The 23,861-nt window shown below is 68.5% G+C and carries 21 protein-coding genes and 1 tRNA gene; 10 read left to right on the forward strand and 12 right to left on the reverse strand.

The window, feature by feature from the left end; all coding sequences use genetic code 11:
* A complete protein-coding gene (locus ACFQ9K_RS26755; RefSeq protein WP_378713779.1) occupies nt 1-1,038 on the forward strand; it encodes a PLP-dependent cysteine synthase family protein in 1,038 nt (345 codons plus the stop codon).
* A 100-nt stretch (nt 1,039-1,138) separates the two neighbouring features.
* Nucleotides 1,139-2,551, forward strand: coding sequence for an MATE family efflux transporter (locus ACFQ9K_RS26760; RefSeq protein ID WP_378713777.1), 1,413 nt, complete (start codon nt 1,139-1,141; stop codon nt 2,549-2,551).
* Nucleotides 2,552-2,620: 69 nt separating this feature from the next.
* Here ACFQ9K_RS26760 and ACFQ9K_RS26765 read toward each other — a convergent pair whose 3' ends face one another.
* From ACFQ9K_RS26765 to ACFQ9K_RS26775, 3 genes are all read right to left on the reverse strand, one after another.
* Nucleotides 2,621-3,196: a TerD family protein gene (locus ACFQ9K_RS26765; RefSeq protein ID WP_378713775.1), complete on the reverse strand. Its 576-nt coding sequence runs from the start codon at nt 3,194-3,196 to the stop codon at nt 2,621-2,623.
* Between the two features lie 77 nt (nt 3,197-3,273).
* Complete coding sequence (locus ACFQ9K_RS26770; RefSeq protein WP_378713918.1) at nt 3,274-3,765, reverse strand: hypothetical protein; 492 nt, start codon at nt 3,763-3,765, stop codon at nt 3,274-3,276.
* A gap of 121 nt (nt 3,766-3,886) precedes the next feature.
* Complete coding sequence (locus tag ACFQ9K_RS26775) at nt 3,887-4,339, reverse strand: flavodoxin domain-containing protein (protein ID WP_378713773.1); 453 nt, start codon at nt 4,337-4,339, stop codon at nt 3,887-3,889.
* A gap of 637 nt (nt 4,340-4,976) precedes the next feature.
* Here ACFQ9K_RS26775 and ACFQ9K_RS26780 point away from each other — a divergent pair.
* Nucleotides 4,977-6,434: a stealth family protein gene (locus tag ACFQ9K_RS26780; protein WP_378713916.1), complete on the forward strand. Its 1,458-nt coding sequence runs from the start codon at nt 4,977-4,979 to the stop codon at nt 6,432-6,434.
* Here the strand turns inward: ACFQ9K_RS26780 and ACFQ9K_RS26785 are convergent.
* Nucleotides 6,382-7,335: a phosphodiesterase gene (locus tag ACFQ9K_RS26785; protein ID WP_378713772.1), complete on the reverse strand. Its 954-nt coding sequence runs from the start codon at nt 7,333-7,335 to the stop codon at nt 6,382-6,384. The genes ACFQ9K_RS26780 and ACFQ9K_RS26785 overlap by 53 nt on opposite strands.
* Nucleotides 7,336-7,591: 256 nt before the next feature.
* Nucleotides 7,592-8,686 carry a glycerol dehydrogenase gene (locus ACFQ9K_RS26790; RefSeq protein ID WP_378713770.1) on the reverse strand — a complete coding sequence of 365 codons (1,095 nt, stop codon included), beginning with the start codon at nt 8,684-8,686 and terminating at the stop codon, nt 7,592-7,594.
* A 321-nt stretch (nt 8,687-9,007) separates the two neighbouring features.
* Here ACFQ9K_RS26790 and ACFQ9K_RS26795 point away from each other — a divergent pair, with 321 nt between their 5' ends.
* On the forward strand, nt 9,008-9,622 hold the full coding sequence (locus ACFQ9K_RS26795) for a peptide deformylase (protein WP_378713768.1): 615 nt from the start codon (nt 9,008-9,010) through the stop codon (nt 9,620-9,622).
* On the opposite strand, the gene ACFQ9K_RS26800 is transcribed toward ACFQ9K_RS26795, so the two are convergent.
* From ACFQ9K_RS26800 to ACFQ9K_RS26815, 4 genes are all read right to left on the reverse strand, one after another.
* On the reverse strand, nt 9,616-10,248 hold the full coding sequence (locus ACFQ9K_RS26800) for a MazG family protein (RefSeq protein WP_378713914.1): 633 nt from the start codon (nt 10,246-10,248) through the stop codon (nt 9,616-9,618). The genes ACFQ9K_RS26795 and ACFQ9K_RS26800 overlap by 7 nt on opposite strands.
* 110 nt (nt 10,249-10,358) lie before the next feature.
* A complete protein-coding gene (gene mfd / locus ACFQ9K_RS26805; RefSeq protein ID WP_378713766.1) occupies nt 10,359-13,973 on the reverse strand; it encodes a transcription-repair coupling factor in 3,615 nt (1,204 codons plus the stop codon).
* A gap of 118 nt (nt 13,974-14,091) precedes the next feature.
* Nucleotides 14,092-14,739, reverse strand: a complete 648-nt coding sequence (locus ACFQ9K_RS26810) for a TetR/AcrR family transcriptional regulator (protein WP_014988187.1) — start codon at nt 14,737-14,739, stop codon at nt 14,092-14,094.
* A 182-nt stretch (nt 14,740-14,921) separates the two neighbouring features.
* Nucleotides 14,922-15,536 carry a TetR/AcrR family transcriptional regulator gene (locus ACFQ9K_RS26815; RefSeq protein WP_051187212.1) on the reverse strand — a complete coding sequence of 205 codons (615 nt, stop codon included), beginning with the start codon at nt 15,534-15,536 and terminating at the stop codon, nt 14,922-14,924.
* Between the two features lie 262 nt (nt 15,537-15,798).
* On the opposite strand from ACFQ9K_RS26815, the gene ACFQ9K_RS26820 reads away from it, so the two are divergent.
* From ACFQ9K_RS26820 to ACFQ9K_RS26845, 6 genes are all read left to right on the forward strand, one after another.
* Nucleotides 15,799-15,869, forward strand: a tRNA-Gln gene (locus ACFQ9K_RS26820).
* Nucleotides 15,870-15,982: 113 nt separating this feature from the next.
* Nucleotides 15,983-17,473 carry a bifunctional UDP-N-acetylglucosamine diphosphorylase/glucosamine-1-phosphate N-acetyltransferase GlmU gene (glmU, locus tag ACFQ9K_RS26825; protein WP_378713764.1) on the forward strand — a complete coding sequence of 497 codons (1,491 nt, stop codon included), beginning with the start codon at nt 15,983-15,985 and terminating at the stop codon, nt 17,471-17,473.
* Nucleotides 17,470-18,450 carry a ribose-phosphate diphosphokinase gene (locus tag ACFQ9K_RS26830; protein ID WP_107659278.1) on the forward strand — a complete coding sequence of 327 codons (981 nt, stop codon included), beginning with the start codon at nt 17,470-17,472 and terminating at the stop codon, nt 18,448-18,450. Before glmU ends, ACFQ9K_RS26830 begins: the two co-directional genes overlap by 4 nt.
* A 99-nt stretch (nt 18,451-18,549) precedes the next feature.
* The gene (locus tag ACFQ9K_RS26835) at nt 18,550-18,810 is read left to right on the forward strand and encodes a hypothetical protein (RefSeq protein ID WP_378713762.1); all 261 of its coding nucleotides are present in this window, start codon (nt 18,550-18,552) and stop codon (nt 18,808-18,810) included.
* 135 nt (nt 18,811-18,945) lie between these two features.
* The gene (locus tag ACFQ9K_RS26840) at nt 18,946-19,845 is read left to right on the forward strand and encodes a hypothetical protein (protein ID WP_378713760.1); all 900 of its coding nucleotides are present in this window, start codon (nt 18,946-18,948) and stop codon (nt 19,843-19,845) included.
* A 27-nt stretch (nt 19,846-19,872) separates the two neighbouring features.
* Nucleotides 19,873-20,535: a DUF2461 domain-containing protein gene (locus ACFQ9K_RS26845; protein ID WP_378713758.1), complete on the forward strand. Its 663-nt coding sequence runs from the start codon at nt 19,873-19,875 to the stop codon at nt 20,533-20,535.
* A 12-nt stretch (nt 20,536-20,547) separates the two neighbouring features.
* Here ACFQ9K_RS26845 and egtD read toward each other — a convergent pair whose 3' ends face one another.
* From egtD to egtB, 3 genes are read right to left on the reverse strand one after another with little or no spacing between them, the layout of a single operon-like run.
* Nucleotides 20,548-21,519: an L-histidine N(alpha)-methyltransferase gene (gene egtD, locus ACFQ9K_RS26850; RefSeq protein ID WP_378713756.1), complete on the reverse strand. Its 972-nt coding sequence runs from the start codon at nt 21,517-21,519 to the stop codon at nt 20,548-20,550.
* Nucleotides 21,516-22,397 carry a class II glutamine amidotransferase gene (locus ACFQ9K_RS26855; protein WP_378713754.1) on the reverse strand — a complete coding sequence of 294 codons (882 nt, stop codon included), beginning with the start codon at nt 22,395-22,397 and terminating at the stop codon, nt 21,516-21,518. The genes egtD and ACFQ9K_RS26855 overlap by 4 nt, the downstream gene beginning before the upstream one ends.
* A 25-nt stretch (nt 22,398-22,422) precedes the next feature.
* Entirely contained in the window at nt 22,423-23,769 is a 1,347-nt protein-coding gene (gene egtB / locus ACFQ9K_RS26860; RefSeq protein ID WP_378713753.1) for an ergothioneine biosynthesis protein EgtB, read from the reverse strand.
* Between the last annotated feature and the right edge of the window lie 92 nt (nt 23,770-23,861).

Genomic DNA, 23,861 nt, shown 5'->3' on the forward strand with positions numbered 1-23,861 from the left:
ATGCCGCTCGTCACGCGCGTGACGGATCTGATCGGGCGCACGCCGCTGTTCGAACTGGCGACGACCTCGACCGGCACCCGGTTACTGCTCAAGCTCGAGCAGTTCAACCCGACCGGCGCGGCCAAGATCAGGATGGCCCGCGAGATGGTGCTCGATGCGGAGCGTCGTGGTTTGCTGAGAAGTGGCGGGCATATTATCGAGTCCACCTCCGGGAACACCGGACTCGGTCTCGCGGTAGTAGCTGCCGAACGTGGGTATCGCTTCACCGCGGTGGTCGATCATCACGCGTGTAAGGACAAGTTGCGGGCAATGCGGGCAATGGGTGCGGAATTGGTGTTCGTCGCCGACGACGGCGACGACAACCTGGCGACCTCGGCGCGGGAGGACCTGGCCGAGGCGATGGCGGCCGCGCGGCCGGACGCGTACTTCACCGAGCAGCACAACAACGACGCCAACGCGGTCGGCTACTACTCGGTCGCCGAAGAGTTGCTGGAAGACGTTGAGCGGGTGGATATCCTGCTGTCCTCGGTCGGCACCGGCGGTTCGCTGTTCGGCACCGCGACCCGGCTGCGCGAACTCGGTTGCCCGGCCAGGGTGATCGGCGTCGAGCCGGTCGGCTCGATCGCCTTCGGTGGCGAGGGCGGCCCGTACTGGCAATCCGGCACCGGCACGCCGCCCGGCGCGACGATCGGTACCGCGGTGGACTACTCACTGCTCGACGAGGGGGTGAAGGTGACCGACGTGGACGCCTTCGCCACCGCCCGCGCGGTCGCCGCCGAACTCGGCCTGATGATCGGCGGCTCGGCCGGCGGCTCGGTGCATGCCGCGCTCAGCCGTCTCGACGAATTCCCACCCGGCTCGACCATCGTCACGCTGGTCTGCGACGGCGGGGAGAAGTACCTGGACACGGTCTTCGACGATGCGTGGATGGCCGAACGCGACCTGCTCGACCCCACCGCCGAAGCTGAGGTCAGGACCATGCTGCAGCACTATGCCCCCGCCGCCCGCCGCCCCGTCGCGCTCGCCGAGGCACGATGAAGCGCGCACCCGTGGTCGGGCGCCGCGCCTCGATCAATCCGCCGTGCACGACCCGCGAAACCGGTTGCCGCGTCGCGTCCGCGCGCGTGGAGGTGGCCCGGTGATCCTGTCGGGCTACCGGGCGGACAGCCGCCGGCTCACCGCGCTCGCCACCCCGATCGCGCTGACCCAGTTGGCGCAGATCGCGGTGTCCACCACGAACGTCGTCCTGATGGGCACGCTCGGCGTGCAGCAGGTGGCCGCGGGCGGGCTGGCGATCGCGCTGTTCAATCAGATCCGCACCATGTGCGTCGGGCTGATCACCGCGAGCGGCAATCAGATCGCGACCGCGGTGAGTTCGGCGGGCAAGCGCGGCGTCTCCCCGGATGACGAGATCAAGGACGTGCTGCGGTCGAGCTTCCTGATCGCCACGCTGGCCGGCCTGGTCGGCGGCGCGCTGCTCATCGGGCTCGGCTGGGCGTTGCAATGGCTCGGGCAGGACGCCGGGGTGCTGGCGGACGCGCGTCCGCTGATGGTGGCGCTGGCGCCAGGTCTGCTGCCGTGCCTGTGGTTCCAGGTGCTGCGCCAGTACACCGTCGGCATGCAACGCCCGCAGGCCCTGCTGCTGGTCACGCTCGGGTCGGTGCTGCTGAATCTGGTGCTGGCCCTCGGCTTCATCCACGGCCGGGCCGGGCTGCCCGAGCTGGGTCTCACCGGCATCGGCGTGGCGACCTCGCTGGTCTTCCTGATCACCTTCGCAGTGTTCTGGGCGATGGTGCGCCGCGACGCCCGGCTCGGCCCGACGCTGCCGCTGCGGCCGTGGCCGGTGCGGCGCTCGACCGTGCTCGCCGAGCTGAAGCTGGGCGCGCCGATCGCCCTGACGTACGGCTCCGAGGCGGGCATGTTCTCGGTGCTCGCGCTCGTGATGGGCAGCATCGGCCCGGCCGCGCTGGCCGCGCACAACATCGTCTACCAGATCATCTACATCGTGTTCCAGGTCGCCATCGGCCTGTCGCACGGCGCGTCGATCCTGGTCAGCCATGCCGTCACCCGCGACGAATACCCGCACGCCAGGGCGCTGGCCTGGATCGCACTGCGGCATGCGGCGGTCGTCGCCGCGCTCACCGGGGCGGTCTACGTGATCGCACCCGACCTGGTGCTGCGGCCGTTCTTGAATTCGAGCGACACCAGCACGATCCAGATCGCGCACACCCTGTTGCTGATCGGCATCGTGCTGCAATTCTTCGACGCCGCGCAGAACATCGGCACCGGTTTGCTGCGCGGGTTGAAGGAGACCAACGCCGGTTTCCGGTTGTCGATCATCGGCTACTGGTGTGTGGGCCTTCCGGTCGCGCTGCTGCTGGCCTTCCCGATCGGCCTCGGCGCGGCAGGCGTCTGGTGGGGACTCACCGCGGGCCTGGCCACCACGGCCGGGCTCATGCTCCGCCGGTACTTCGCGCTGCTGGACAGCCGGGAACGCGACCGCTCGCGGCTGATCGCGGAGGCGCCGGAAAGCCTCAGCAGCCCCAGCTGATTCGGGGCGGGTCTTCCGGAGGTCTTGCCGCCCGGCAGGATCCGGAAGGCCCGCGCCGCGGACGACCGATCAGATGTGCACGCCGTAGTCGCGGGCGATGCCTGCCAGTCCGGAGGCGTAGCCCTGACCGATGGCGCGGAACTTCCACTCGTTGTTGTGCCGGTAGAGCTCGCCGAACACCATCGCGGTCTCGGTCGAGGCATCCTCGGTGAGGTCGTAGCGGGCCAGCTCCACGCCGGTCGTCGCGTCGGTGACCCGGATGAACGCGTTGCGGATCTGCCCGAACGACTGGCTGCGCGCGTCGGCGTCGTGAATGGACACCGGGAAGAAGATGTTGGTGATGGTCGGCGGGGTGGCGCTCAGGTCGACGTTGATCACCTCGTCGTCGCCCTCGCCCTCGCCGGTCAGATTGTCGCCGGTGTGCTCGATCGAGCCCTCGGGCGACCGCAGGTTGTTGTAGAAGACGAAATGCTGATCCGACAGCACCTTCAGGTCCGGTCCGGTGGCCAGCGCGCTGGCGTCGAGGTCGTAGTCGGCACCCGTGGTGGTGCGCACATCCCAACCGAGGCCCACCGCGACCTTGCTGAGGTTGGCTGCCTGCTTAGACAGCGAAACATTTCCGCCTTTGGCCAATGTGACGCTCATGAATCCCTTCCATGCGGCCCGTTCGCGCCGCCCTCGTTCCCGATTATCATCGTGCGTTCCGGAAGTGTTGCGCAGGTTCAGTTTTGGTCTTTTGACCAGGTACGCAGGGTGCGCACCCGGCCCTCCAGCGCGTGCAGTTCGCTCGGGTCGAGCACGGTGCGCTGGATGCCATTGGCGACCTGGAACGCCGACTGGCGATGGTCATCGATCGCCTCGACGTCGATCCGCACGGCCGCGTAATCGGCGGCGTCCGGCATCTCCTCCGCGATGACGTGCGCGGTCCCCCGCGCGCACAGCGCGACGTTGCCGCCGCCGAGGATCAGCAGCGCCACCTGCGGGCGCGCACGCAGCCGGGCCAGCGACCCACGATCGAACTTGAGACTGAGCAGGATGCGCCGATCGCCGGCCCGCACCGGCCAGGACACCGGGATAGCGTGCGGCCCGGGGTCGGTGGTGACCAGCACCGCGATCGTTTCCTGCGGCCATTCCGGGAGCACGTCCAGCTCGGGGTGATCGTCGCAATCTGTCGAGTGGTCTTGACGTTGCACGTGGCTCGCTCCGGCTACCATCTTCGTCACCTCATGGATCGTCGAGCGCGACGGGCTGTGCCGCGCTTGATAGCAGTCTAAAGTGCTGGGCCACTTGTCCGCTGGCGCTGCACCCTATGTCCGGACTGCTCTCAGCCGACTATCAGGCCGGGGCGAACGCGCGGATGGGCAGCGTCGCCGCCCAGTCGCGGGCCATCTCCTTCGCCCGGATTTCGGTCGACGCGTCGTGCCGCGCGTGCTCGCCCACCTGGATCGCGCCGCACTCGACGAGCCGCTCGGCCGCGATCTCGCCGCCGCGATTGAAGGTGTCGCCGTAGATGCTGTCGCCCAGGCCGAACACGGCGAACCGCAGGCCGGTCAGATCGGGCGCGGCCGCGGCGAGTTCGTCGAAGAACGGTTCCGCGTTGGTCGGCAGTTCGCCGTCGCCGTAGGTCGAGCAGACGATGACGTGGAAGTCGTGCACGGCGAGATCGGCGACGGCGAAGTCGCCCATGTCGTAGACCGACACGTCGTGCGCCGAGAGGGCGTCGGCGACGCTGTCCGCGACGGACTCGGCCGTGCCCATCTCGGATCCGAACAGAATGACGACGCGCACAGCGGTGCACTCCCTTCGCTAAAAGATTGGTGAGGCTAGCCTAATTAGTCGGTCCGTTCGCCGCCACCCCCGCGCTCGCCGGGACATGATGCCGGTCACCGCGACAGACCGGCTGAGCTGCGCCGCGGCCGCCCATATCGAGCCGTTCGGCTGCCACAACCAGGCAAGGCGTGGCTCCGGGGCGCGCGAGCGGGCGCAAAGGCAGTGAAACGGCAGCGGGTGAGACGGAGTGTCCCGATTGACGAAATGTCACCGTCGATGCATCATTCGTACAGTCCCCATTGTTGTCTGGGACATCTTCTCTTTGCCGGCCGATGATTGTCCGGCCCAGCGTGCTGTCTCCCGTGCGCACGCTCGGTCGTCTCGCCCGCGCGCACGGATCCAGCACACCCATCATTTGACGCTTGTGCGTTCTGCCGTGAGTGAGGTGAAAACGAATGGTTTACCTGTCGTCTACATACCGCGTGATCAATTCGTTCCTGCGCTACGGCATCGTGCCCCACTTCTGAATGCGACCGCGCCGGGCGCGGCAACGCACGGCCGACCGAACGACGTCGGCGGTGCGGCCGCTCGGCTCCGGCGCGGTGCCTCGGTAGTTGGCCCCAACGGAGCACGAACGAATGTGGAGAACAAGCTGATGATGGACATGGGGGCAGTGAACCCGATTGAGCTGGCGACCCGCCCGATGGCGGGCAACCTGGCCGTATCGGCCTCGATGATCGAGGATTTGGGATACCTGCGCTCCGAGCTCGCGGCGGCCGAGGTGCCGTTCCTGCTGGTGCGCGACCGCGGGCACCGGCTGGTGCTCGCCGCGGACGCGGCGCACCATCTGATGGTCGGCCGCGTCATGGCCGGCGCGACGGCCGCGGGCTTCGCGTGTGAAGAAGTGCAGCACAACGTGTTCCGGATCGGGCGCGACAGCGATCCGGCCCACCGGGTGGACCTGGAGCTGTGGCAGTACCACGGCGACACGGTCGAGTGCCCGCGCCCGAACGCGTTGACCCGCACCGTGTTCGACCTCGCCGATGTCGAGCAGACGCAGGTGCTGCTGTTCGATCGGGCCTGGCCGACCCTGGTGGACATGTTCGCGCCGCAACCGAGCGACGTGAACTTCGACATCGACCTGGTGTTCTCCTGGGTGGACGGCTCGGATCCGGAGTTCCGGGCCCGCCGCGCGGGCATGCTCGCGCAGGTCGTGGTCGGCGAGGGTGACGACGCGGACGCGCGCATCCGGCAGATCGACGAGCTGAAATACGCACTGCGGTCGGTGGACAAGAACGCACCGTGGATCCGGCGGATCTTCATCGCCACCGACTCGGCCCTGCCCGCCTGGCTCGCCGACCATCCCCGGGTGACGGTTGTCCGTGCGCTGGACCACTTTTCGGACACCAGCGGGCTGCCGACCTTCAATTCCCACGCGGTGGAATGCCAGTTGCAGCACATCGAGGGGCTCAGCGAGCACTTCCTGTACTCCAACGACGACATGTTCTTCGCGCGGCCGGTGCGCCCGTCGATGTTCTTCACCTCGGCCGGGATCAGCCGATTCATCGAGGCGGACACCAGGATCGGGCCGGGCCGCAACAACGAGCGGCGCAGCGGTTTCGAGAACGCCGCCAGGGTGAACCGGGAACTGCTCGCCGAACGGTTCGGGCACCTCATCTCGCGGCACCTCGAGCACACGCCGGTTCCCTTGCGCCGCAGCGTATTACTGGAGATGGAGGAGGAGTTCGCGGCCGACTTCGCACGCACCAGGACCAGCCGATTCCGTTCGGCCACCGACATTTCCGTCACCAACTCGCTGTATCACTACTACGCGATGCTGACCGGGCGGGCGGTGCCGCAGGAGACGGCGAAGGTGCGTTACGTAGACACGACGAGTCACAAGGGGCTCTCGCTGCTGGACGGGATCGCGCGCAAACGCAACGTCGACTTCTTCTGCCTGAACGACGGAAGTTTCCCGGAGATCTCCGAAACCGAACGTGTGCTTGCGGTTTCGGCGTTCCTGTCGCGCTACTTCCCGGATCCGGCGCCGTGGGAGCGGCTCAGCGCACCGTCTCGTCGTCCGCTTCCGGAGTCGTCGCCCGGCGCCGCATGACATGTGGGATGCGCGCGGCGGGCGGGATGACGATCCCCTCCGCCGCGAGCGTCCTGGCGGCCTCCGCCGCGGTGGCCGGCTTGCCGACCGTCGGGCCGCGGTCGATCGGGACCACCGAGTGCACCACGGTGTCCGGGTAGATGTGCACGTAGTTGAACGCCTGCGCGCCGTCCCGGCCGCGCTGGGCACCCTGCTCGACGCCGAGATCCTGGCTGTAGCAGGTTGCCGAGGCCACCGAGACCGGGATGCCCGCGAAGGTCGCGTTGGTGGAGAAGTGCAGGTGACCGGCCAGGATGGCACGGACGTCGCTGCCGTCGAGCACGTCGGCCAACTTGCGCTGGTCGCGCAGCTCGACGGTGACCGCGAGGTCGAGCACGCACGGCACGGGCGGATGGTGCATGGCCAGGATGGTGCCGAACGGGGCCGGCTCGGCCAGCACCGCACGCAGCCAGTCCAGCTGTTCGTCGGAGATCTCGCCGTAATGGTGGCCGGGGACCGAGGTGTCCAGCGCGATGATGCGCAGGCCGTCGATCAGATGCACGCGGTCGAGCGGGGCGGTAGAGGCCCGCTCGCCGAGGAGTTTGCGGCGCAGGAGACTGCGGTCGTCGTGATTTCCCGCGACCCACACGATGGGCGCTGGCAAACTCCGCGCGAACGGCTCGATCAGAGCCTTGAGCTTGTCGTACGCCGCGGGCTCACCCTTGTCGGTGAGATCGCCGGTGAACACGATCGCGGTCGGCTGGATCCGACTGGCCGCGGCCTGCTCGAGTAGTTGGCGTAACCGCTGGTCCGCGTCGACGTCACCGTATAGCTCGCCGTCGCCGGCGATGACATGGGTGTCGCTGAAGTGGAACAACACATGATCCGGTCGCGGGTGCTCCGCGACTCTGCTGATGTGCACCGGACCGAACGTCCTCCCCGGCGGTTTGCCCGCCATTGGCTTCGGGTTCCACCGCAAGAATAGCGAAGGACTACTGACAGGTTTCCCGACGGACGGTGACGACATGCTTGCGGGAAGGTGAGGTTTCTATGTCGAAATCCCGCGGAGGTGCTCGGACGTTAACCGGCTCCACGGTTCGTTAGTGACACGGTTCATACCTGACGCGAGCCGCAGACTCCCCCACTGCGCCCCGCCGCCGCACGGCTGTAGGGGTGGGCTAGCGGGTGCGGCCGAGGGCGTCGGCGGCGCGGAGGGCGTCGATCGTCATCGCGGCGTCGACCGTGAAGGGTTCGTTGTGGATCGACTCGGCGGGAGCAGTGGCGCGGGTGGCGATCGCGAACAGAGTGGCTTCGTCTGCGTCGGCCAGGCCGACACCGGCGAGGGTGGTCGGCAGACCGATCTCGGCGCAGAAGTCGAGAACCGTGTTGATCTCGGCGGCCGGAGCGCCCTCCAGGACCAACTGGGTAACGACGCCGAATGCGACCTTCTCGCCGTGCAGATACGCGTGAGTCTGGGGCGCGGCGGTGAGCCCGTTGTGCACGGCGTGCGCGGCGGCCAGGCCGGAGGATTCGAAGCCGAGACCGGACAGTAAGGTGTTGGCCTCGACGATTCGCTCGAGCGCCGGGGTGATCGCGTGCTCCCGCACCGCGGCCAAGGCCTGCGGGCCATCCGCGAGCAGCGTGTGGTAGCAGAGCTCGGCCAGGGCGGTGGCGCTGCGCGTGGACGCGCCACCACGCAGATTGCGCACCTGCGCCGCCGAACAGGTCCGCGCCTCGAACCAGGTGGCGAGCGCGTCCCCCATGCCGGCGGCGAGCAGCCGGGCCGGCGCCTGCACGATCACCGAGGTGTCGACGAGCACGAGCGCCGGATTGCGGCGCAGCAGCTGCGAGGTCTCCACTTCGCCTGCATCCGTGTAGATCACGGACAACGCACTGCACGGCGCGTCACTCGACGCCGTGGTCGGACAGCTGATCATCGGCAACCCGAGGTCGTCGGCGACCACTCGTGCCGAGTCGAGCACCTTTCCACCGCCGGCACCCAACACCACCGTGCTGCCGTTCTCCTGCACACCCGCGGTGATCTTGGCGATCTCCGCCCTGGTGCACTCGCCGTTCGAAAGATGTACGGAGTAGGCGATTTTCGCGTCCGTCAGCGACCGCTCCCACACCTGCGCCAGCAACCGCTGCGCACTCCGCCCCGCGACAATCGTGACCGGCCCCCCGATCCCCAACCGAGTCATCTCCGCCCCGAGCTGCGCGGTCGCCTCCCGCCCCTGCACGTAGTGCCCCGGCGAAGAAAACACACTCAACATCGCAACCTCCCGATCGCACACCCACCGACGCAGTACCCCCCAAACGCTACCCGGGCCGAATCGCCGCGACCGGGACCTGGCCGCGCCGAAATACGAGTGGGCCCGCGGTGAGGTCCCGGTCGGCGACGCGATATCGCGCCGGGCGAAATGCCGAATGGGCTGCGGCTCGGTCGATTACGGCGCTTTATCGAACGCTAGGAGTACGGCGGCTTGCTTGGCGGGAGGGAAGTCCGGTGCCGAGCGGAGGTGGTGGATCGGGCTAGCATCACGATCAGCTGCCGGGTCAGTCGTCGCGGCGTCGGGAGAAGTGAGGGAAGGGCTATGGCAACACCAGCTGAAGATGCGGGCGCGTCGAGTCTGCGGGGGCAGGTCGAGCAGTTGCTGGATCGATACGGCGACGGTGTCGCGCCCATCGTCCAGTCCGGCGATCCGGTGCTGCGATCGGTCGCCCAGGAGTACGACGGTCAGCTCGACGACGAAACGCTGTCGGCCCTGGTCGAGTTGATGCGGCGGACGATGCACGCGGCACCCGGCGTCGGTTTGGCCGCGCCGCAGATCGGCCTGCCCGTACAACTGGCGGTGATCGAGGATCTGTTCCCGGTCAGCGAGGAGATCGCCATCACCCGCGAACGGCATCCGCAGGAATTCCTGGCGATCCTCAATCCGGGCTACACGCCCTCGTCACTGCGCACCGCCGATTTTCCCGAGGGCTGCCTGAGCGTCACCGGATACCACGCGGTGGTTCGCCGGCATGCCGATGTCACGCTGCGCTACACGGATCTCGGCGGAGTCTCCCGGCTCGCGGAGTTCAGCGGCTGGCCCGCCCGCATCGTGCAGCACGAGACCGATCACCTCAACGGCATCCTCTATGTCGACAAGGCCGAACCCGGCACGCTCACCGAGATCGTGGATACGCCGCCGGTCTCGTCTCAGTGAACCCAGTACTTACGCCAGTCGTCGCCGGCTAGCGGAAGTCGTTCCCCGCGATCGGCTTCCGCGGCATCCTCGGTGGCGCGGATGGCGGCGGCGAAGGTGAGGGTCGCTTTGCGGAGGCGTTCCTCGGCGCTGTCGGCGAGGCCGAGGTGGACGACGCGCAGGTCTTCGGGGACGAGGTCGTCGGGGAGGCCGGCCTTGGTGCTGCGGTCGCGGATCTTCTCGGCGAGGGCCAGTGCGGGTTGGGCCATGGCGATGCCGTCCAGGCAGGAGCGGCGGGACTTCTCGGCGGATTTGCGTTCTTCCCAGGCGCTTTCCTGGGCGGCGATCTTTTCTTCGAGGGTGGTGTCCGCGGCGAATTGAGTGTCGCGGAGGTAGGGGCTGCGGTTGACGAGCTTGGCCACCAGGGCGGCGGCCACGTCGTTGACCGTGAATTCGCCTGCGGCCTGGGCGATCCTGGAGTGGAAGAGGACCTGGAGCAGCAGGTCGCCCAGTTCCTCCTTGATGGTTTCGGCGTCATCGTGCTGGATGGCGTCGAGCAACTCGTAGGTCTCCTCGAGCAGGTAGGGACGCAGCGAGTCGTGGGTTTGGGTCACCTCCCAGCCGCCGAAGTTCCACAGGCGATCCATCACTTCGACGGCGCCGGTCAGGCCCGCGGCCACCACCGCGGTGTCCGAGGGCACGCCGCTGGCGGCAGCATGCCGGGCGGCGCGCAGCACGGCCTCGTCGCGATCGGCGGTCATCGGGCCGCCGAGACCTCGGTCGCGGTGGTGAGATCCACTGCGCCCTGGGCCTTTCCGTCCAGGGCGAGGAGCAGGTCGGCGACGAATTGCAGCAGCACCACGTCGCGGACGCGCTCGGCGCCGACGCTGTCCTCGACGCGCGGCAGCGGCAGCGAGATCACGCCGCTGGCCGCGCGATAGCTGGCGCTGGGGTAGATCCGCTTGAGCCGCATCTGCTTCGAGTCGGGCAGGTGCAGCGGCGAGATCTTGAGCGTCGTTCCGGTGACCGCGATCTCGGTGACCTCGTACTCGCGGGCCAGCAGCCGCAGCTTCGCCACCGAAACCAGGCGGCCGACCTCGACCGGCAGTGGACCGTAGCGGTCGACGAGTTCCTCGACGACCGAGGCGAGCGTCGAATCGTCTTGCGCGGAGGCGAGTTTGCGGTAGCCCTCCAGCCGCAGCCGGTCGCTGCCGATGTAGTCGGGCGGGATGTGCGCGTCGACGGGCAGGTCGATGCGCATCTCCTTGGGTTCCTCGGTGGTGATCGGCCTGCCGTCGGCGGCGGCCCGGTACGCCTCGACGGCCTCGCCGACCAGTCGCACGTAGAGGTCGAAGCCGACGCCGGCGACGTGCCCGGACTGTTCGGCACCGAGCACGTTACCGGCGCCACGGATTTCGAGGTCCTTCATCGCCACCGCCATGCCCGCGCCGAGATCGGAGTTCTGCGCGATGGTGGCGAGGCGGTCGTAGGCGGTCTCGGTGAGCGGCTTCTCCGGCGGGTACAGGAAGTAGGCGTACCCGCGTTCGCGGCTGCGGCCCACCCGGCCGCGCAACTGGTGCAGCTGCGAGAGGCCGAGGGTGTCGGCGCGTTCCACGAGCAGGGTGTTCGCGTTGGAGATGTCCAGGCCGGTCTCGATGATCGTGGTACAGACGAGCACGTCGAACTCACGCTCCCAGAAGCCGGCCACGGTGGACTCGAGCGCGTCCTCGTTCATCTGGCCGTGCGCGACCGCCACCCTGGCCTCGGGCACCAGGTCGCGAATCCGCTTGGCCGCCTTGTCGATCGAGGACACCCGGTTGTGCACGTAGAACACCTGGCCGTCGCGCAGCAGTTCGCGCCGGATCGCGGCGGTGACCTGCTTGTCGTTGTACGCGCCGACGTAGGTGAGCACCGGGTGCCGCTCCTCCGGCGGGGTGAGGATGGTGGACATCTCGCGGATGCCGGCCAGGCTCATCTCCAGGGTGCGCGGGATCGGCGTCGCGGACATGGTCAGCACGTCCACGTGCGTGCGCAGCGCCTTGATGTGTTCCTTGTGTTCGACGCCGAAGCGCTGCTCCTCGTCGACCACGACCAGGCCGAGGTCCTTCCAGCGCACGCCGGTCTGCAGCAACCGGTGCGTGCCGACCACGATGTCGACGGTGCCGTCGGCCATGCCCTCCAGCACCGCGCGGGCGTCGGCCGGATCGGTGAACCGGGACAGGCCCTTCACATTGATCGGGAAGCCGGCCACCCGCTCGGTGAACGTCTGCAGATGTTGTTGCGCCAGCAGGGTTGTCGGCACCAGCACCACGACCTGCTTACCGTCCTGCACCGCCTTGAACGCGGCACGCACGGCGATCTCGGTCTTGCCGTAGCCGACGTCGCCGCACACCACCCGGTCCATCGGAACCGGCTTCTCCATATCCGACTTGACCTCGGCGATGGCGGTCATCTGATCGACGGTCTCGGTGAACGCGAACGCGTCCTCCATCTCCTGCTGCCACGGGGTGTCCGGGCCGAACGCGTGGCCCGGCGCGGCCTGGCGCGCGGCGTACAGCTGCACCAGCTCGCCGGCGATCTCCCGAACGGCCTTGCGCGCCTTGCGTTTCGTGTTCGCCCAGTCGGACCCGCCGAGCTTGGACAGGCTGGGCAGCTCGCCGCCGACGTAGCGGGACAGCTGATCCAGCGACTCCATCGGCACGAACAGCCGGTCACCCGGCTGGCCGCGCTTGCCCGGCGCGTATTCGATCACCAGGTATTCACGGCGCGCGCCGCCGACCGTGCGCTCGATCATCTCGACGAACCGGCCGATGCCGTGCTGGTCGTGCACCACCATGTCGCCGGCGGTCAAGGCCAGCGGATCGACCTGGTTGCGCCGCTTGGCGGGCAGTCGCTTGCCGTCGCCGGGCGCGGTCATCCGGTTGCCGGTGAGGTCGGACTCGGCGACGACGACGAGTCCGGCGTCATCGAACACCAGGCCGTCGTGCAGCGATCCGCACAGCACGCCGACCACACCGTTGCCCGGTTCGGCACCGGGCTCCAGCGCCGCCGCGGGCACGTCCGCGTCTGCGAGTCGTTCCAGAATGCGTTGCGCCGTACCGTGTCCCGCGACCACGACCACGGCGCGGCCGCCGGTCGCCACGTGCGCGCGCAGCGAGGCGAAGATGGTCGCGACGAGTTCGTCGGAGCCGCGCGCGGTCGGCCCGGCCAGCACCGGCAGCACCACCTCGGCGGGGGTGCCCGCGGTGAGCGGGCTCAGCGTCCACCAGGGCAGGCCGCGCGCGTCCGCGCTGGCGTGCACGTCGGGCAGCGACTGGTAACCGGAGGCGGCCAGGTCCAGGCCGTTGGCGCCGAGCGGCGCGTCGGCGCCGAAGGACGCCGCGGTCCAGGACGCCTCCAGGAACTCCTCGCCGGTGCGCACCAGGTCGGCGGCGCGGGTGCGGATCTTCTCCGGATCGCACAGCAGCAGATGGGTGCCCTCGGGCAGCACCTCGGTGAGCAGCCGCAGTTCGCCCGGCTTCAGCACCGGCAGCAGCGCCTCCATGCCGTCCACCGGAACCCCGTTGGCCAGCTTCTCCAGCATCTCGACCAGGGCGGCGTCGGCCGCGTTGGCCGCAGCGACCTCGGCCGCGCGCTCGCGCACGTCGGTGGTCAGCAGCAGTTCCCGGCAGGGCGGCGCGACCACGACATCCACCGACACCTCGGCCAGCGACCGCTGGTCGGCGACCGCGAACGGGCGTAGCTCGGTGACCTCGTCGCCCCAGAACTCCACGCGCACCGGATGATCGGCGGTCGGCGGGAACAGGTCGAGAATGCCGCCGCGCACCGCGAACTCGCCGCGCTTGCCGACCATGTCGACCCGGCTGTAGGCGAATTCGACCAGGCGCGTGAGCAGTTCGTCGAAGTCGAGTTCGGCACCGACGCGCAGCACGATCGGCTCGATGTCGCCGAGGCTGCCCGCCATCGGCTGCATCAGCGAGCGCACCGTGGTCACCACCGCGCGCAGCGGCGCAGGGAACGCGGGATCCTCCGGATGGGCCAGCCTGCGCAGCACCTCGAGCCTGCGCCCGACGGTGTCCGCACCGGGCGACAACCGCTCGTGCGGCAGGGTTTCCCAGGACGGGAACTGCGCGACCGACGGGCCGAGCATCTCCTCGAGCTCGACGGTCAGATCGTCCGCCTCGCGACCGGTCGCGGTGACCACCACCACCGGCCGCTTCGCCTCGATCGTCGCGGCCACGAACGCCCGCACACCGGACGGCCCGACCAGCTCGACCGAGGATTTACCGACCAGCTCGGCAACGGTCCGCAGGGCGGTGTCGGCACCGGCGACCGCCGCGAGTCCCGCAAGCGGTGGACGATGGGTCGGCATCACAACTCCTGAGCTCAAGCCGGGTATTTCGAGCAGCAGGCAAAAGTCTAGTCAGTGCCGCCGACAAGGAGCGCTCGCGAGGTGCGAATGCGCCGGGCCGCGGCGGAGGCCCGGGCGGTCAGGGCACGTAGCGGCGCAGGCGCCTGGCCGCGAACTCACGGAAGTAGGCGAGCTTCTCGGCGGGGACGATCGACGGCAGCAGGAAGTACCAGACGCGTTCCATCCTGGTCGCCATCTGATCGATCGACTCGGTGCCGACTGCGATGATGTGCACGCCCGCGGTCATCTCCTGCAGCAGCATGCCGATCACCTCGGCGTCGAGCTCGGGCTGCAAATCGCCTTGGGCGATGGCCCTTTCGGAGAGCACGCGGTAGGTGTCGCCCCACGTCTTGGCGATGTTGTCGCCCTGCGCGCCGCGGTAGTCGCCGATCTGATGGGTCAGCTTGAGCATCGCGCCGACCATCGGATCGTTCATCGATAGGTCCGCGACCACATAGGTGATGCCGATGCACGCCTCGAGCGCGGGCACCCGGGGATCGAAGAAACCCTGACACGAGCTGACCAGCCGCTCGTTGCCCTGATCGACCACCGCACGCGCCAGCTCTTCCTTCGAGCCGAAGTGAAAGTACAAGGCGCCCTTGGTCACATTGGACTGCGCGATGATCTCGCTCAGACTCGCGTTCGCGTAACCCAAGCGCAGAAAGACATCGGCAGCGCCCGCAAGAACGGAGTCGCGGGTGATCTCCGCGCGCGCTTGCCTAGCCATCAGATCCGCCTGTCATCCTAAAAACCAGCCATCCTGAAGTAGACCGACATCACGAAGTAGACCGACTTACCGCCCGAACAGCACCCAAAGGATGGGTGAACCGTACCACCAGGCGGGCCCTCGGCAGTCAATTCGAGCATTCGACTGGACCCGCTTCGCAATTCGCTGGTTAACAACGCGAGTCACTCCTCGATACCGGCGCGCCACTCCGAGCTGAGATGCGGGTCGGCCTCCAGATGGCTCAACCCGTTCCAGCACAGATTCACCAAGTGCACGGCGACAACCTCTTTCGACGGTTTGCGTTCGTCCAGCCACCAGGTGGCGGCGGTGGCGACCTGCCCGACCAAGGCCTGGGCATAGAGCGTGGCCAGGCTGGTGTCGAAACCGCGCCGCTCGAAATCCCCGGCGAGGATGTGCGCTACCTGGTTCACGGCCTCGTTGAGCAGGCTGGAATAGCGGCCCTCGGCATTACCCGCCGGCTGATCGCGCACCAGGATGCGGAACCCGTCGGTGCGTTCCTCGATGTAGGTGAGCAGCGCGAGCGCGACCTGTTCGAGCCGGACCCGCGATCGATTCTGGGTCAGCGAGGACACGATCATGTCCAGCAGCATGGACATCTCGCGGTCGACGACGACCGCGTACAGCCCTTCTTTGCCGCCGAAGTGTTCGTACACCACGGGTTTGGAGACCTGGGCCCGCTGCGCGATCTCCTCGATCGAGGTGGCGTCGTAGCCGCGCTCGGCGAACAGCGCGCGACCGATCTCGATGAGCTGCTGTCGCCGCTGGGTACCGGTCATCCGCGGACGCGACACTTTGGGCGGTTCACTAACCGACATCGCTCCCGCCTCCCTTCGTCGCCCGACCGTCCAGTGCCTTAACTGTTCCAGACAGCTCGCGAGATTGCCCCGTCAACCCCGGGCGCGCCTTCGATCAGCTCCCGGTCGGGCTGGCCAAACGCTCCAACTACCGGCAAGAATCGCGGAGAGGCGTGGGTGTATGCGAGGATCTTTCCCGTGCCGTGGCACAGCGGCGGGTGTTCCCGATCCGCCGATGTGACAATCCGCCGTGGTGTAATGGCAGCACCTCTGATTTTGGTTCAGATAGTTCAGGTTCGAGTCCTGGCGGCGGAGCTCGGCAGCACGATGACCTATCGTTGGCCCGCACATCTGCGCCCAGCACAGCAGACACCCCAGCACGATGAGCAGAGCCCAGCAGCATGATGACAGGCAGCCGAGGGAGATCCATGCCACAGCAGACCGCCGTCGTCGTTCTCGCAGCCGGTGCCGGGACGCGAATGCGGTCGAAGACCCCCAAAGTGCTGCATTCGCTGGCCGGTCGAAGCATGCTCGCACACGCGCTGCATGCGGCGAACGAGATCGACCCCGCATATCTGATCACCGTGGTCGGACACGACCGCGAGCAGGTCGGCGCCGCCGTCAACGCGGTGGGCATCGACCTCGGCCGTGAGATCACTCCGGCCATCCAGGAGGAACAGCTCGGCACCGGGCACGCGGTGCAGTGCGCGCTGGCCGCGCTGCCCGTCGGTTTCACCGGCGACCTGCTCGTCACCTCCGCCGACGTCCCGCTGCTCGACGGGCACACGCTGTCCGCGCTGCTCGACGAGCACCGCTCCTACGCCGAGCGGTCCGCGGTGACCGTGCTGACCTTCGTGCCGGACGACCCGAACGGCTACGGCCGCATCGTGCGCGACGCCGAAGGCCACGTGGTCGAGATCGTCGAGCACGCCGACGCCACCCCGGCACAGTCCGCGATCACCGAGGTCAACTCGGGCGTCTACGCGTTCGACGTGAATGTGCTGCGCACCATGATCAGCCGGTTGTCCACCGCCAACGCCCAGCACGAGCTGTATCTGACCGACGTGCTGCGGCTGGCCCGCGAGGCCGGGCATCCGGTGCACGGCGCCCGGCTGGTCGACGCGGCCAAGGTCACCGGCGTGAACGACCGGGTCCAGCTGGCCAACGCGACCAGCAGGCTCAACCGCTACATCCTGGAACGGCACATGCGGGCCGGCGTCACCATCATCGATCCGGCCTCCACCTGGGTGGACGCGAGTGTGCGGATCAGCAGGGACGCGATCCTGCGGCCCGGCGTGCAGTTGCTCGGCGACACCGTGATCGGCGAGGACGCCGAGATCGGGCCGGACAGCACGCTGACCGACGTGGTCGTCGGCGACGGCGCCCGGGTCGTCCGTACGCACGGCGAGGGCGCGATGATCGGCCCCGGCGCGACCATCGGCCCGTTCAGTTACCTACGACCCGGGACCGTGGTCGGCAATTCCGGCAAGCTCGGCGCCTTCGTGGAGACCAAGAACGCCTCGATCGGCGCGCACTCCAAGGTGCCGCACCTGACTTATGTGGGCGACGCCACCATCGGCGAGTACAGCAACATCGGCGCTTCGAGTGTTTTCGTCAACTACGACGGAGTGACCAAGCATCACACCACTGTCGGATCGCATGTGCGAACGGGAAGCGACACGATGTTTGTCGCACCGGTAACGGTGGGTGACGGAGCGTATACGGCGGCGGGTACTGTACTGCGCAGAAGCGTTCCGCCCGGGGCACTCGCGATCTCCGGCGGGCCGCAGAAGAACATCGAGGGCTGGGTGCAACGCCACCGTCCCGGAACGGCCGCGGCGCGCGCGGCGGCAGAAGCCAACGCCGCCAAAGAAGACTCCGGTCAGGCACACGAGCAAAAGGATGGCAAACAGCAGTGACCGCGTCATGGATCGATAACCAGAAGAACCTGATGCTCTTCTCGGGACGCGCTCATCCTGAGCTGGCCGAACAGGTCGCCAAGGAACTCGACGTCCACGTCACGCCGCAGACCGCACGCGACTTCGCCAACGGCGAGATCTTCGTCCGGTTCGAGGAGTCGGTGCGCGGCTCCGACGCGTTCGTGCTGCAGAGCTTTCCCGCGCCGCTGAACCAGTGGCTGATGGAACAGCTCATCATGATCGACGCGCTCAAGCGCGGTTCGGCCAAGCGGATCACCGCAGTGCTGCCGTTCTACCCGTACGCCCGCCAGGACAAGAAGCACCGCGGCCGCGAGCCGATCTCCGCTCGCCTGGTCGCCGACCTGCTCAAGACCGCGGGCGCGGACCGGATCATCACCGTCGACCTGCACACCGATCAGATCCAGGGCTTCTTCGACGGCCCCGTCGATCACATGCACGCGCAGCTGCAGCTCGCCGAGTACATCCGCACCAACTACACCCTCGATCACATCACCGTGGTCTCCCCCGACTCCGGCCGCGTGCGCGTGGCCGAGAAGTGGGCGGACTCGCTGGGCGGCTCGCCGCTGGCGTTCATCCACAAGACCCGGGATCCGCTGGTGCCCAACCAGATCAAGGCGAACCGCGTGGTCGGCGACGTCGAGGGCCGCACCTGCATCCTGATCGACGACATGATCGACACCGGTGGCACCATCGCCGGCGCGGTCAAGGTGCTCAAGGATGCCGGCGCCGGTGACGTGGTCATCGCCGCGACGCACGGCGTGCTGAGCGACCCGGCCGCGGAGCGCCTCGCCGCCTGCGGCGCCAAGGAGGTCGTGGTCACCAACACGCTGCCGATCACCGAGGAGAAGAAGTTCCCGCAGCTGACGGTGCTGTCCATCGCGCCGCTGCTGGCCCGCACCATCCGCGAGGTCTTCGAGAACGGCTCGGTCACCGGCCTGTTCAACGGCAACGCATAGCTTTTCCGCACGCAACTGGCGGCTCGGACCTCGGTCCGGGCCGCCATTGTTTTGCGCGGGGTCCGTTAGTTACGGCCGTACCCGGGGATACTGGGAGGTATGGACCGTGAACCGCTCGACACCGACATGGGAGACGACGACCAGGCCGACGAGATCCGCGCCTACCAGCGCAATATCGAGGATCCGCCGGATGACCTGCGCATTCGCTATCACGAGAACGACGATGACGGCAGGCTTGGCATCGCCGACGAGCTGGCGCAGGAGTCGACGCCGCGCGAGCGGCGCCACGCGGAGGACGAGGACGACGACCGGCCGGCCGAGGTGGCAGCGGTGGAGATCGTCGACGACACCACGCTCTAGCGCAATCGGCTATCACTGCTCGGCCATCGTGGTACGCATAACGGACAAGCCGGACGCAGTCCGTCCGCTGAGCGCGGACGGCCGCGGCGGCGCAGGGACGCAGAGGTGGCGACCGGACGAGACGAGGAGGGCGCGATGAGCACGCCACAGGATCCGAAACCGGCCGGCGGTACCCCGGAGCCCGCCGAGTCCGCGTCGTCGCCGAGTGCGTCCGAGGCGATGGCCCCGGGCTCGGGTACGCCGCCTTCGTTGTCGAAAGATGTTGGTGCGGCCGAACCTTCGAGTGAGCCGTATACCGCGCCGCCACCCCCGGCGGGTGAATGGTGGCAACCGACCGACGCGCCCGCCGGACCGCTTGGCGGGCAGACGCGACCGGGAGAACCGGACCCGAGCGGGCCGCCCGCCACCGGCAACGACCCGGCCGGGCAATGGCAGCCGCCGCAGAGCGGACCGGTGGGCGATCAGCCGTCGTGGGGTGCGGAGCCGTCCGACGAGCGGCCGTTCGCGGAATCCGGGCCTGCTCAGCCGGCCTGGGGTGGTGACCCGTCCAGTGGGCTGCAACCGCTGGACGCGTCCATCGATCAACCGCCACGCGGCGGCCAGCAATCTCCCCCGCAGTATCCGGGCGGTGCACAGCCGCCCTACCCGAGTGGCGGTGCGCGACCGGATCCGGCCGGCGCACCGCAGTATCCGCAGGGCGGCAGGTACAACTACCCGCCTGCCGGTGGATACGGCGAGCAGCAGAGTCCGCAGCCCGGCGGCTACGGCGCGTACCCGCCGCAGTCCTACGAGCCGTACATCACTCCGCAGCGCACGTCCGGCAGCCAGGTGTTCTCGATCATCGGTTTCGTCTGCGCGGTGATCGCGGTGTTGTTCTGCCCCATCCTGTTCGGGCCCGCGGGCATCGTGCTCGGCATCGTCGGCCACAACAAGGGTGAGCCGCTGGGCAAATGGGCGGCGATCACCGCGGGCGTCACCATGATCATCGGCTTCCTGGTGGGGTTCCTTGTCTTCAACGGAGACCTCAGAACGTAGATTGCTCGGTATGAGCGAGGCACAGTCATGACCAAGTTCGGCGGGTTTCCGCTGGCGGGATTGGATTTCTACGAGGATCTCGAGGTCGACAACTCGAAGATGTTCTGGTCCGCGCACAAGGATGTATACGAGTCGGCGGTGAAGGCGCCGATGCTCGCGCTCACCGCCGAGCTGGAGCCGGATTTCGGTGCGGCCAAGATCTTCCGGCCGTATCGCGACGTCCGCTTCTCCAAGGACAAGACGCCGTACAAGGATCACCAGGGCGCGTACGTGTCCGTGGCGCCGAGCACCGGCTGGTATGTGCAGATCGGCGCGGCGGGACTCTACGTCGCCGGCGGTTTCTACGGCGGCTCGTCCGAGCAGATCGCCCAGCTGCGCTCCACCATCGACCACGATGTGCGCGGGCCGGAGCTGGAGCGGATCCTGGCGAAGTTGACCGAGGCGGGGTTCACCATCGGCGGCGACAAGCTGAAGACCAAGCCGAAGGGTTACGACGCCGACCACCCGCGCATCGACCTGCTCCGGCACAAGGCCCTGGTCTGCAACAAGGAATTCGGCTCGCCCGCGTGGCTGGACAAGCCGCGCGCCGCCAAGGAGATCCGCACCGCCTGGGAGACGATGCGGCCCCTGGTCGACTGGCTCGCGGCGGTGGTGACCGGTGCGACCACCCGGTCACCACTGCTCGCCTAGCCGCGGGCTCGCCTAGTCCCTGGCGGCGAGGAACAGCGCGAAGCGATCGTCCGGGTCGGTCCACACCTGCTCGGTGCGGAACCCGGCGGCGGCGAGTTCCGCGCTGAAGCCGTCGACCCGGAACTTGGCCGAGATCTCGGTGCGCATCTGCTCGCCTGCCGCGAAGTGCACGGTGAGATCGAGCTCGCGAACCCGAACGGTCATGTCTTCGGTTGCGGCCAAGCGCATTTCGATCCACTCGTGCTCGGTATCCCACACCGCGACGTGCTCGAACTTCTCCGGCACGAAGTCCGCGTCGAGGCGAGAGTTCAACACGTGCAGCACATTCCGGTTGAACTCGGCGGTGACACCGGCCGCGTCGTCGTAGGCCGGAACCAGCACGGCCGGATCGATGACCAGACCGGCGCCGAGCAGCAACTGCTCGCCCGGTTCCAGCACCGCGTGGATGCTGGTGAGGAATTCGGCCCGCTCGGCGGGGACCAGGTTGCCGATGGTGCCGCCGAGGAAGGCGATCATCCGGCGGCCGCCGCCGGGCAGGTTGTGCAGGGTGTCGGTGAAATCGCTGACCACGCCGTGCACGGCCAGGCCGGGGAATTCCGCGGCGATCTCGTCGGCCGCCGCGCGCAGCGCCGTGGACGAGACATCTTGCGGGACATAGGTCTTGAGCGGGCCCCCGGTGGTCAGCGCGGACAGCAGCAGCCTGGTCTTGGCCGCCGAGCCCGCGCCGAGTTCGACGAGCACCTCGGCCTGCGCCACCCTGGCGATCTCGCCGACCACCCGCTCCAGCAGGGCCCGTTCGGTGCGCGTCGGGTAGTACTCGGGAAGCTCGGTGATCTGTTCGAACAGTTCACTGCCGCGGGCGTCGTAGAACCACTTGGGCGGCAGCCACTTCGGGTCGGCGGTCAGGCCGAGCCTGGCGTCCGCGCGCAGGGCCGAGGTGAGGTCGTCGTCGGATAGGTGGATCTCCAGCGTCGGTGCGGTCATCGGGAGGCGCCTTTCGTGCTGTCGGGCAGCGGATCGATGGTGAGCTTTCCTGGGCGAGCGATAACCAGGCTGCGGTCGGGGATCGACCGCCAATTCGGGTCGTCGTCATAGGGTTCGGAGGCGAGCACGGCGGCGGTGTCGGTGACCAGCGCCGACAAGGCGTGGTGCACCGTGGTGGCCCAGAGGGTCTCGCCGTCGCCGAGCAGGAAGTTGAGCCGCGCGGCGGGCGCGTGTCTCAGCACGCCGGCGGCCAGCAAGCCGAGGGCGGTACCCGTCGAATCGACGAAACCGTCCGGCGCCGTCGCGCTGAGCAGCTGCCGCAGCAGCACCCAGAGCGTCGCGGCATCCGTCGGCGATTCGGCGTCCAGCAGCTGGATCGTCTCGAACAGCCTGGTCGCGCCGAATCGCATTGCGGCATTGTCCAAGTCGGACGACGCCGCGGTGATCGCGGTGCGCCAGTTGGGCACCGAGCCGTTGTGGCTGAACGCCCACTGCGCGCTGGTGAACGGCGCGCACGCGGCCCGCTCGACCGGCATGCCGACGGTGGCGGAGCGGATCGAGGCCAGCACCGCGGTCGAACGCAGCTGCGGCAGCACCTCTTCCACCGCGGGATCGGTCCAGATCGGGGCCGGGTTGCGGTATCGGCTGGCGATCAGTGCGCTGCCCGCCGCGGCGTCGGCGGGCGGCGCACCGGCCGCCGACGTGCCGTCCGGCTCGGCGGGCCGCCACCAGGCGACGCCGAATCCATCGGCGTTGATCGTGCCGCCGCCCCGCATATCCCGGGGCGCCCATGCCTGGGTACGCAGCGAATGCGTTCCGGTGGTGAGCACCTCACCGACGCTGACCGCCGGGCCGACATAGCCGAGATGTCTGCACATCAGCGCACACCGCCCGTCGGCCCGCTCATTCGGCCTCCCCCGGCCGCAGATCGCGGGCGAGCCGGAACCCGGAGAAGATCTGCCTGCGGATCGGGTGATCCCAGTTGCGGAAGGTGCTGCGGCAGGCGACCGGATCGGTGCCGAACGAGCCGCCGCGCAGGACGCGGTAGTCGCCGCCGAAGAAGACCTCGGAGTACTCCTGGTACGGGAAGGCGTGGAAACCGGGGTACGGGTCGAAACCCGATGCGGTCCACTCCCATACATCGCCGATGAGCTGGTGCACACCGGCCGGGGACGCGCCCGCCGGATAGGCGCCCACGTCGGCCGGTTCCAGATGGCGCTGGCCGAGATTCGCGGTGGTCGCGTCGGGTTCGGTGTCGCCCCAGGGGAATCGGCGGGTGGCGCCGGTGGCCGGATCGTGGCGCGCGGCCTTCTCCCACTCGGCCTCGGTGGGCAGCCGCTTGCCCGCCCAGTTCGCGTACGCCTCGGCCTCGAACCAGCAGACGTGCACCACCGGCTGGTGCGGGCGCACCGGGGTCAGCACGCCGAAGACGCGCCGCCACCACTGCCCGGCCGAGTCGCGCTCCCAGAACTGCGGCGCGACCAAGCCCGCCTCCTGCCGGTGCGCCCAACCGCGCTCGGACCACAGTTCGGGCCGGTCGTAGCCGCGGTCGTCGAGGAACGCGAGGTACTGCTCGTTGGTCACCGGTGCCGCGTCGATCGCGAAGCCGGGCAACCGAACTCGATGCGCGGGGCGCTCGTTGTCCAACGCCCACGGTTCGGTGGACGTGCCCATGGTGAACTCACCGGCCGGTATCACGACCTCGCCGGTGACCGGCGCGGTCGTGGTCGGCACCGCGAGCGCGGTCAATACCGCGGGCCCGCTGCGCAATTGGTGGGTGGCCAGCATGGTCTCGTCGTGCTGCTGCTCGTGCTGGGCGATCATGCCGAACGCGAACCCGCCGTCGACCAGCGGCGAACCGCGTAAGTCACTGCGGTCCAGCACGTCCCAGACCTTGTCCCGGACGGTGCCGACGTAACCCCTGGCCTGGGTCGGGTCGAGCAGCGGCAGCGCTGGCCGGTTCGAGCGGGCGTGCTTGAACGCGTCGTACAGCTCGTCGATGTCGGCCCGCACCGCCTCGCGGCCGCCGACATCGCGGACCAGCCAGAGTTCCTCCTGATTGCCGATGTGGGCGAGGTCCCAGACCAGCGGGCTCATCAGCCGCGAATGCTGCGCGACCAGCTCGGCCTCGTCGATGCAGTCGGTGAGGGTGAGGGTGCGCTGTCTGGCGCGGGTGAGCACCTCGGCGATCTGCTCGCGTAATCGATCGGTGCCCGCGTTATCGGTGGCGGGCGGATGCTGAATGGTCATGATGGGTCTCCGGTGCTAGTTCCTGTCGGCTTCGGCGCAGCTCGCCACGCCGGACCGGATCGGCAGTGCAGGCACGCTCGACCCGCGACCGC

This window comes from Nocardia sp. NPDC056564, from assembly GCF_042793755.1.
Lineage (GTDB): Bacteria > Actinomycetota > Actinomycetes > Mycobacteriales > Mycobacteriaceae > Nocardia.

Bases quoted from the DNA above. Each gene is read 5' to 3' on its own strand.
- ACFQ9K_RS26755 (WP_378713779.1), top strand. From the start codon at position 1: ATGCCGCTCGTCACGCGCGTGACGGATCTGATCGGGCGCACGCCGCTG.
- ACFQ9K_RS26765 (WP_378713775.1), bottom strand. From the start codon at position 3,196: ATGAGCGTCACATTGGCCAAAGGCGGAAATGTTTCGCTGTCTAAGCAG.
- ACFQ9K_RS26770 (WP_378713918.1), bottom strand. From the start codon at position 3,765: ATGGTAGCCGGAGCGAGCCACGTGCAACGTCAAGACCACTCGACAGAT.
- ACFQ9K_RS26780 (WP_378713916.1), top strand. From the start codon at position 4,977: ATGATGGACATGGGGGCAGTGAACCCGATTGAGCTGGCGACCCGCCCG.
- ACFQ9K_RS26790 (WP_378713770.1), bottom strand. From the start codon at position 8,686: ATGTTGAGTGTGTTTTCTTCGCCGGGGCACTACGTGCAGGGGCGGGAG.
- ACFQ9K_RS26795 (WP_378713768.1), top strand. From the start codon at position 9,008: ATGGCAACACCAGCTGAAGATGCGGGCGCGTCGAGTCTGCGGGGGCAG.
- ACFQ9K_RS26800 (WP_378713914.1), bottom strand. From the start codon at position 10,248: ATGGATCGCCTGTGGAACTTCGGCGGCTGGGAGGTGACCCAAACCCAC.
- mfd (WP_378713766.1), bottom strand. From the start codon at position 13,973: ATGCCGACCCATCGTCCACCGCTTGCGGGACTCGCGGCGGTCGCCGGT.
- ACFQ9K_RS26810 (WP_014988187.1), bottom strand. From the start codon at position 14,739: ATGGCTAGGCAAGCGCGCGCGGAGATCACCCGCGACTCCGTTCTTGCG.
- ACFQ9K_RS26815 (WP_051187212.1), bottom strand. From the start codon at position 15,536: ATGACCGGTACCCAGCGGCGACAGCAGCTCATCGAGATCGGTCGCGCG.
- glmU (WP_378713764.1), top strand. From the start codon at position 15,983: ATGCCACAGCAGACCGCCGTCGTCGTTCTCGCAGCCGGTGCCGGGACG.
- ACFQ9K_RS26835 (WP_378713762.1), top strand. From the start codon at position 18,550: ATGGACCGTGAACCGCTCGACACCGACATGGGAGACGACGACCAGGCC.
- ACFQ9K_RS26840 (WP_378713760.1), top strand. From the start codon at position 18,946: ATGAGCACGCCACAGGATCCGAAACCGGCCGGCGGTACCCCGGAGCCC.
- ACFQ9K_RS26845 (WP_378713758.1), top strand. From the start codon at position 19,873: ATGACCAAGTTCGGCGGGTTTCCGCTGGCGGGATTGGATTTCTACGAG.
- egtD (WP_378713756.1), bottom strand. From the start codon at position 21,519: ATGACCGCACCGACGCTGGAGATCCACCTATCCGACGACGACCTCACC.
- ACFQ9K_RS26855 (WP_378713754.1), bottom strand. From the start codon at position 22,397: ATGTGCAGACATCTCGGCTATGTCGGCCCGGCGGTCAGCGTCGGTGAG.
- egtB (WP_378713753.1), bottom strand. From the start codon at position 23,769: ATGACCATTCAGCATCCGCCCGCCACCGATAACGCGGGCACCGATCGA.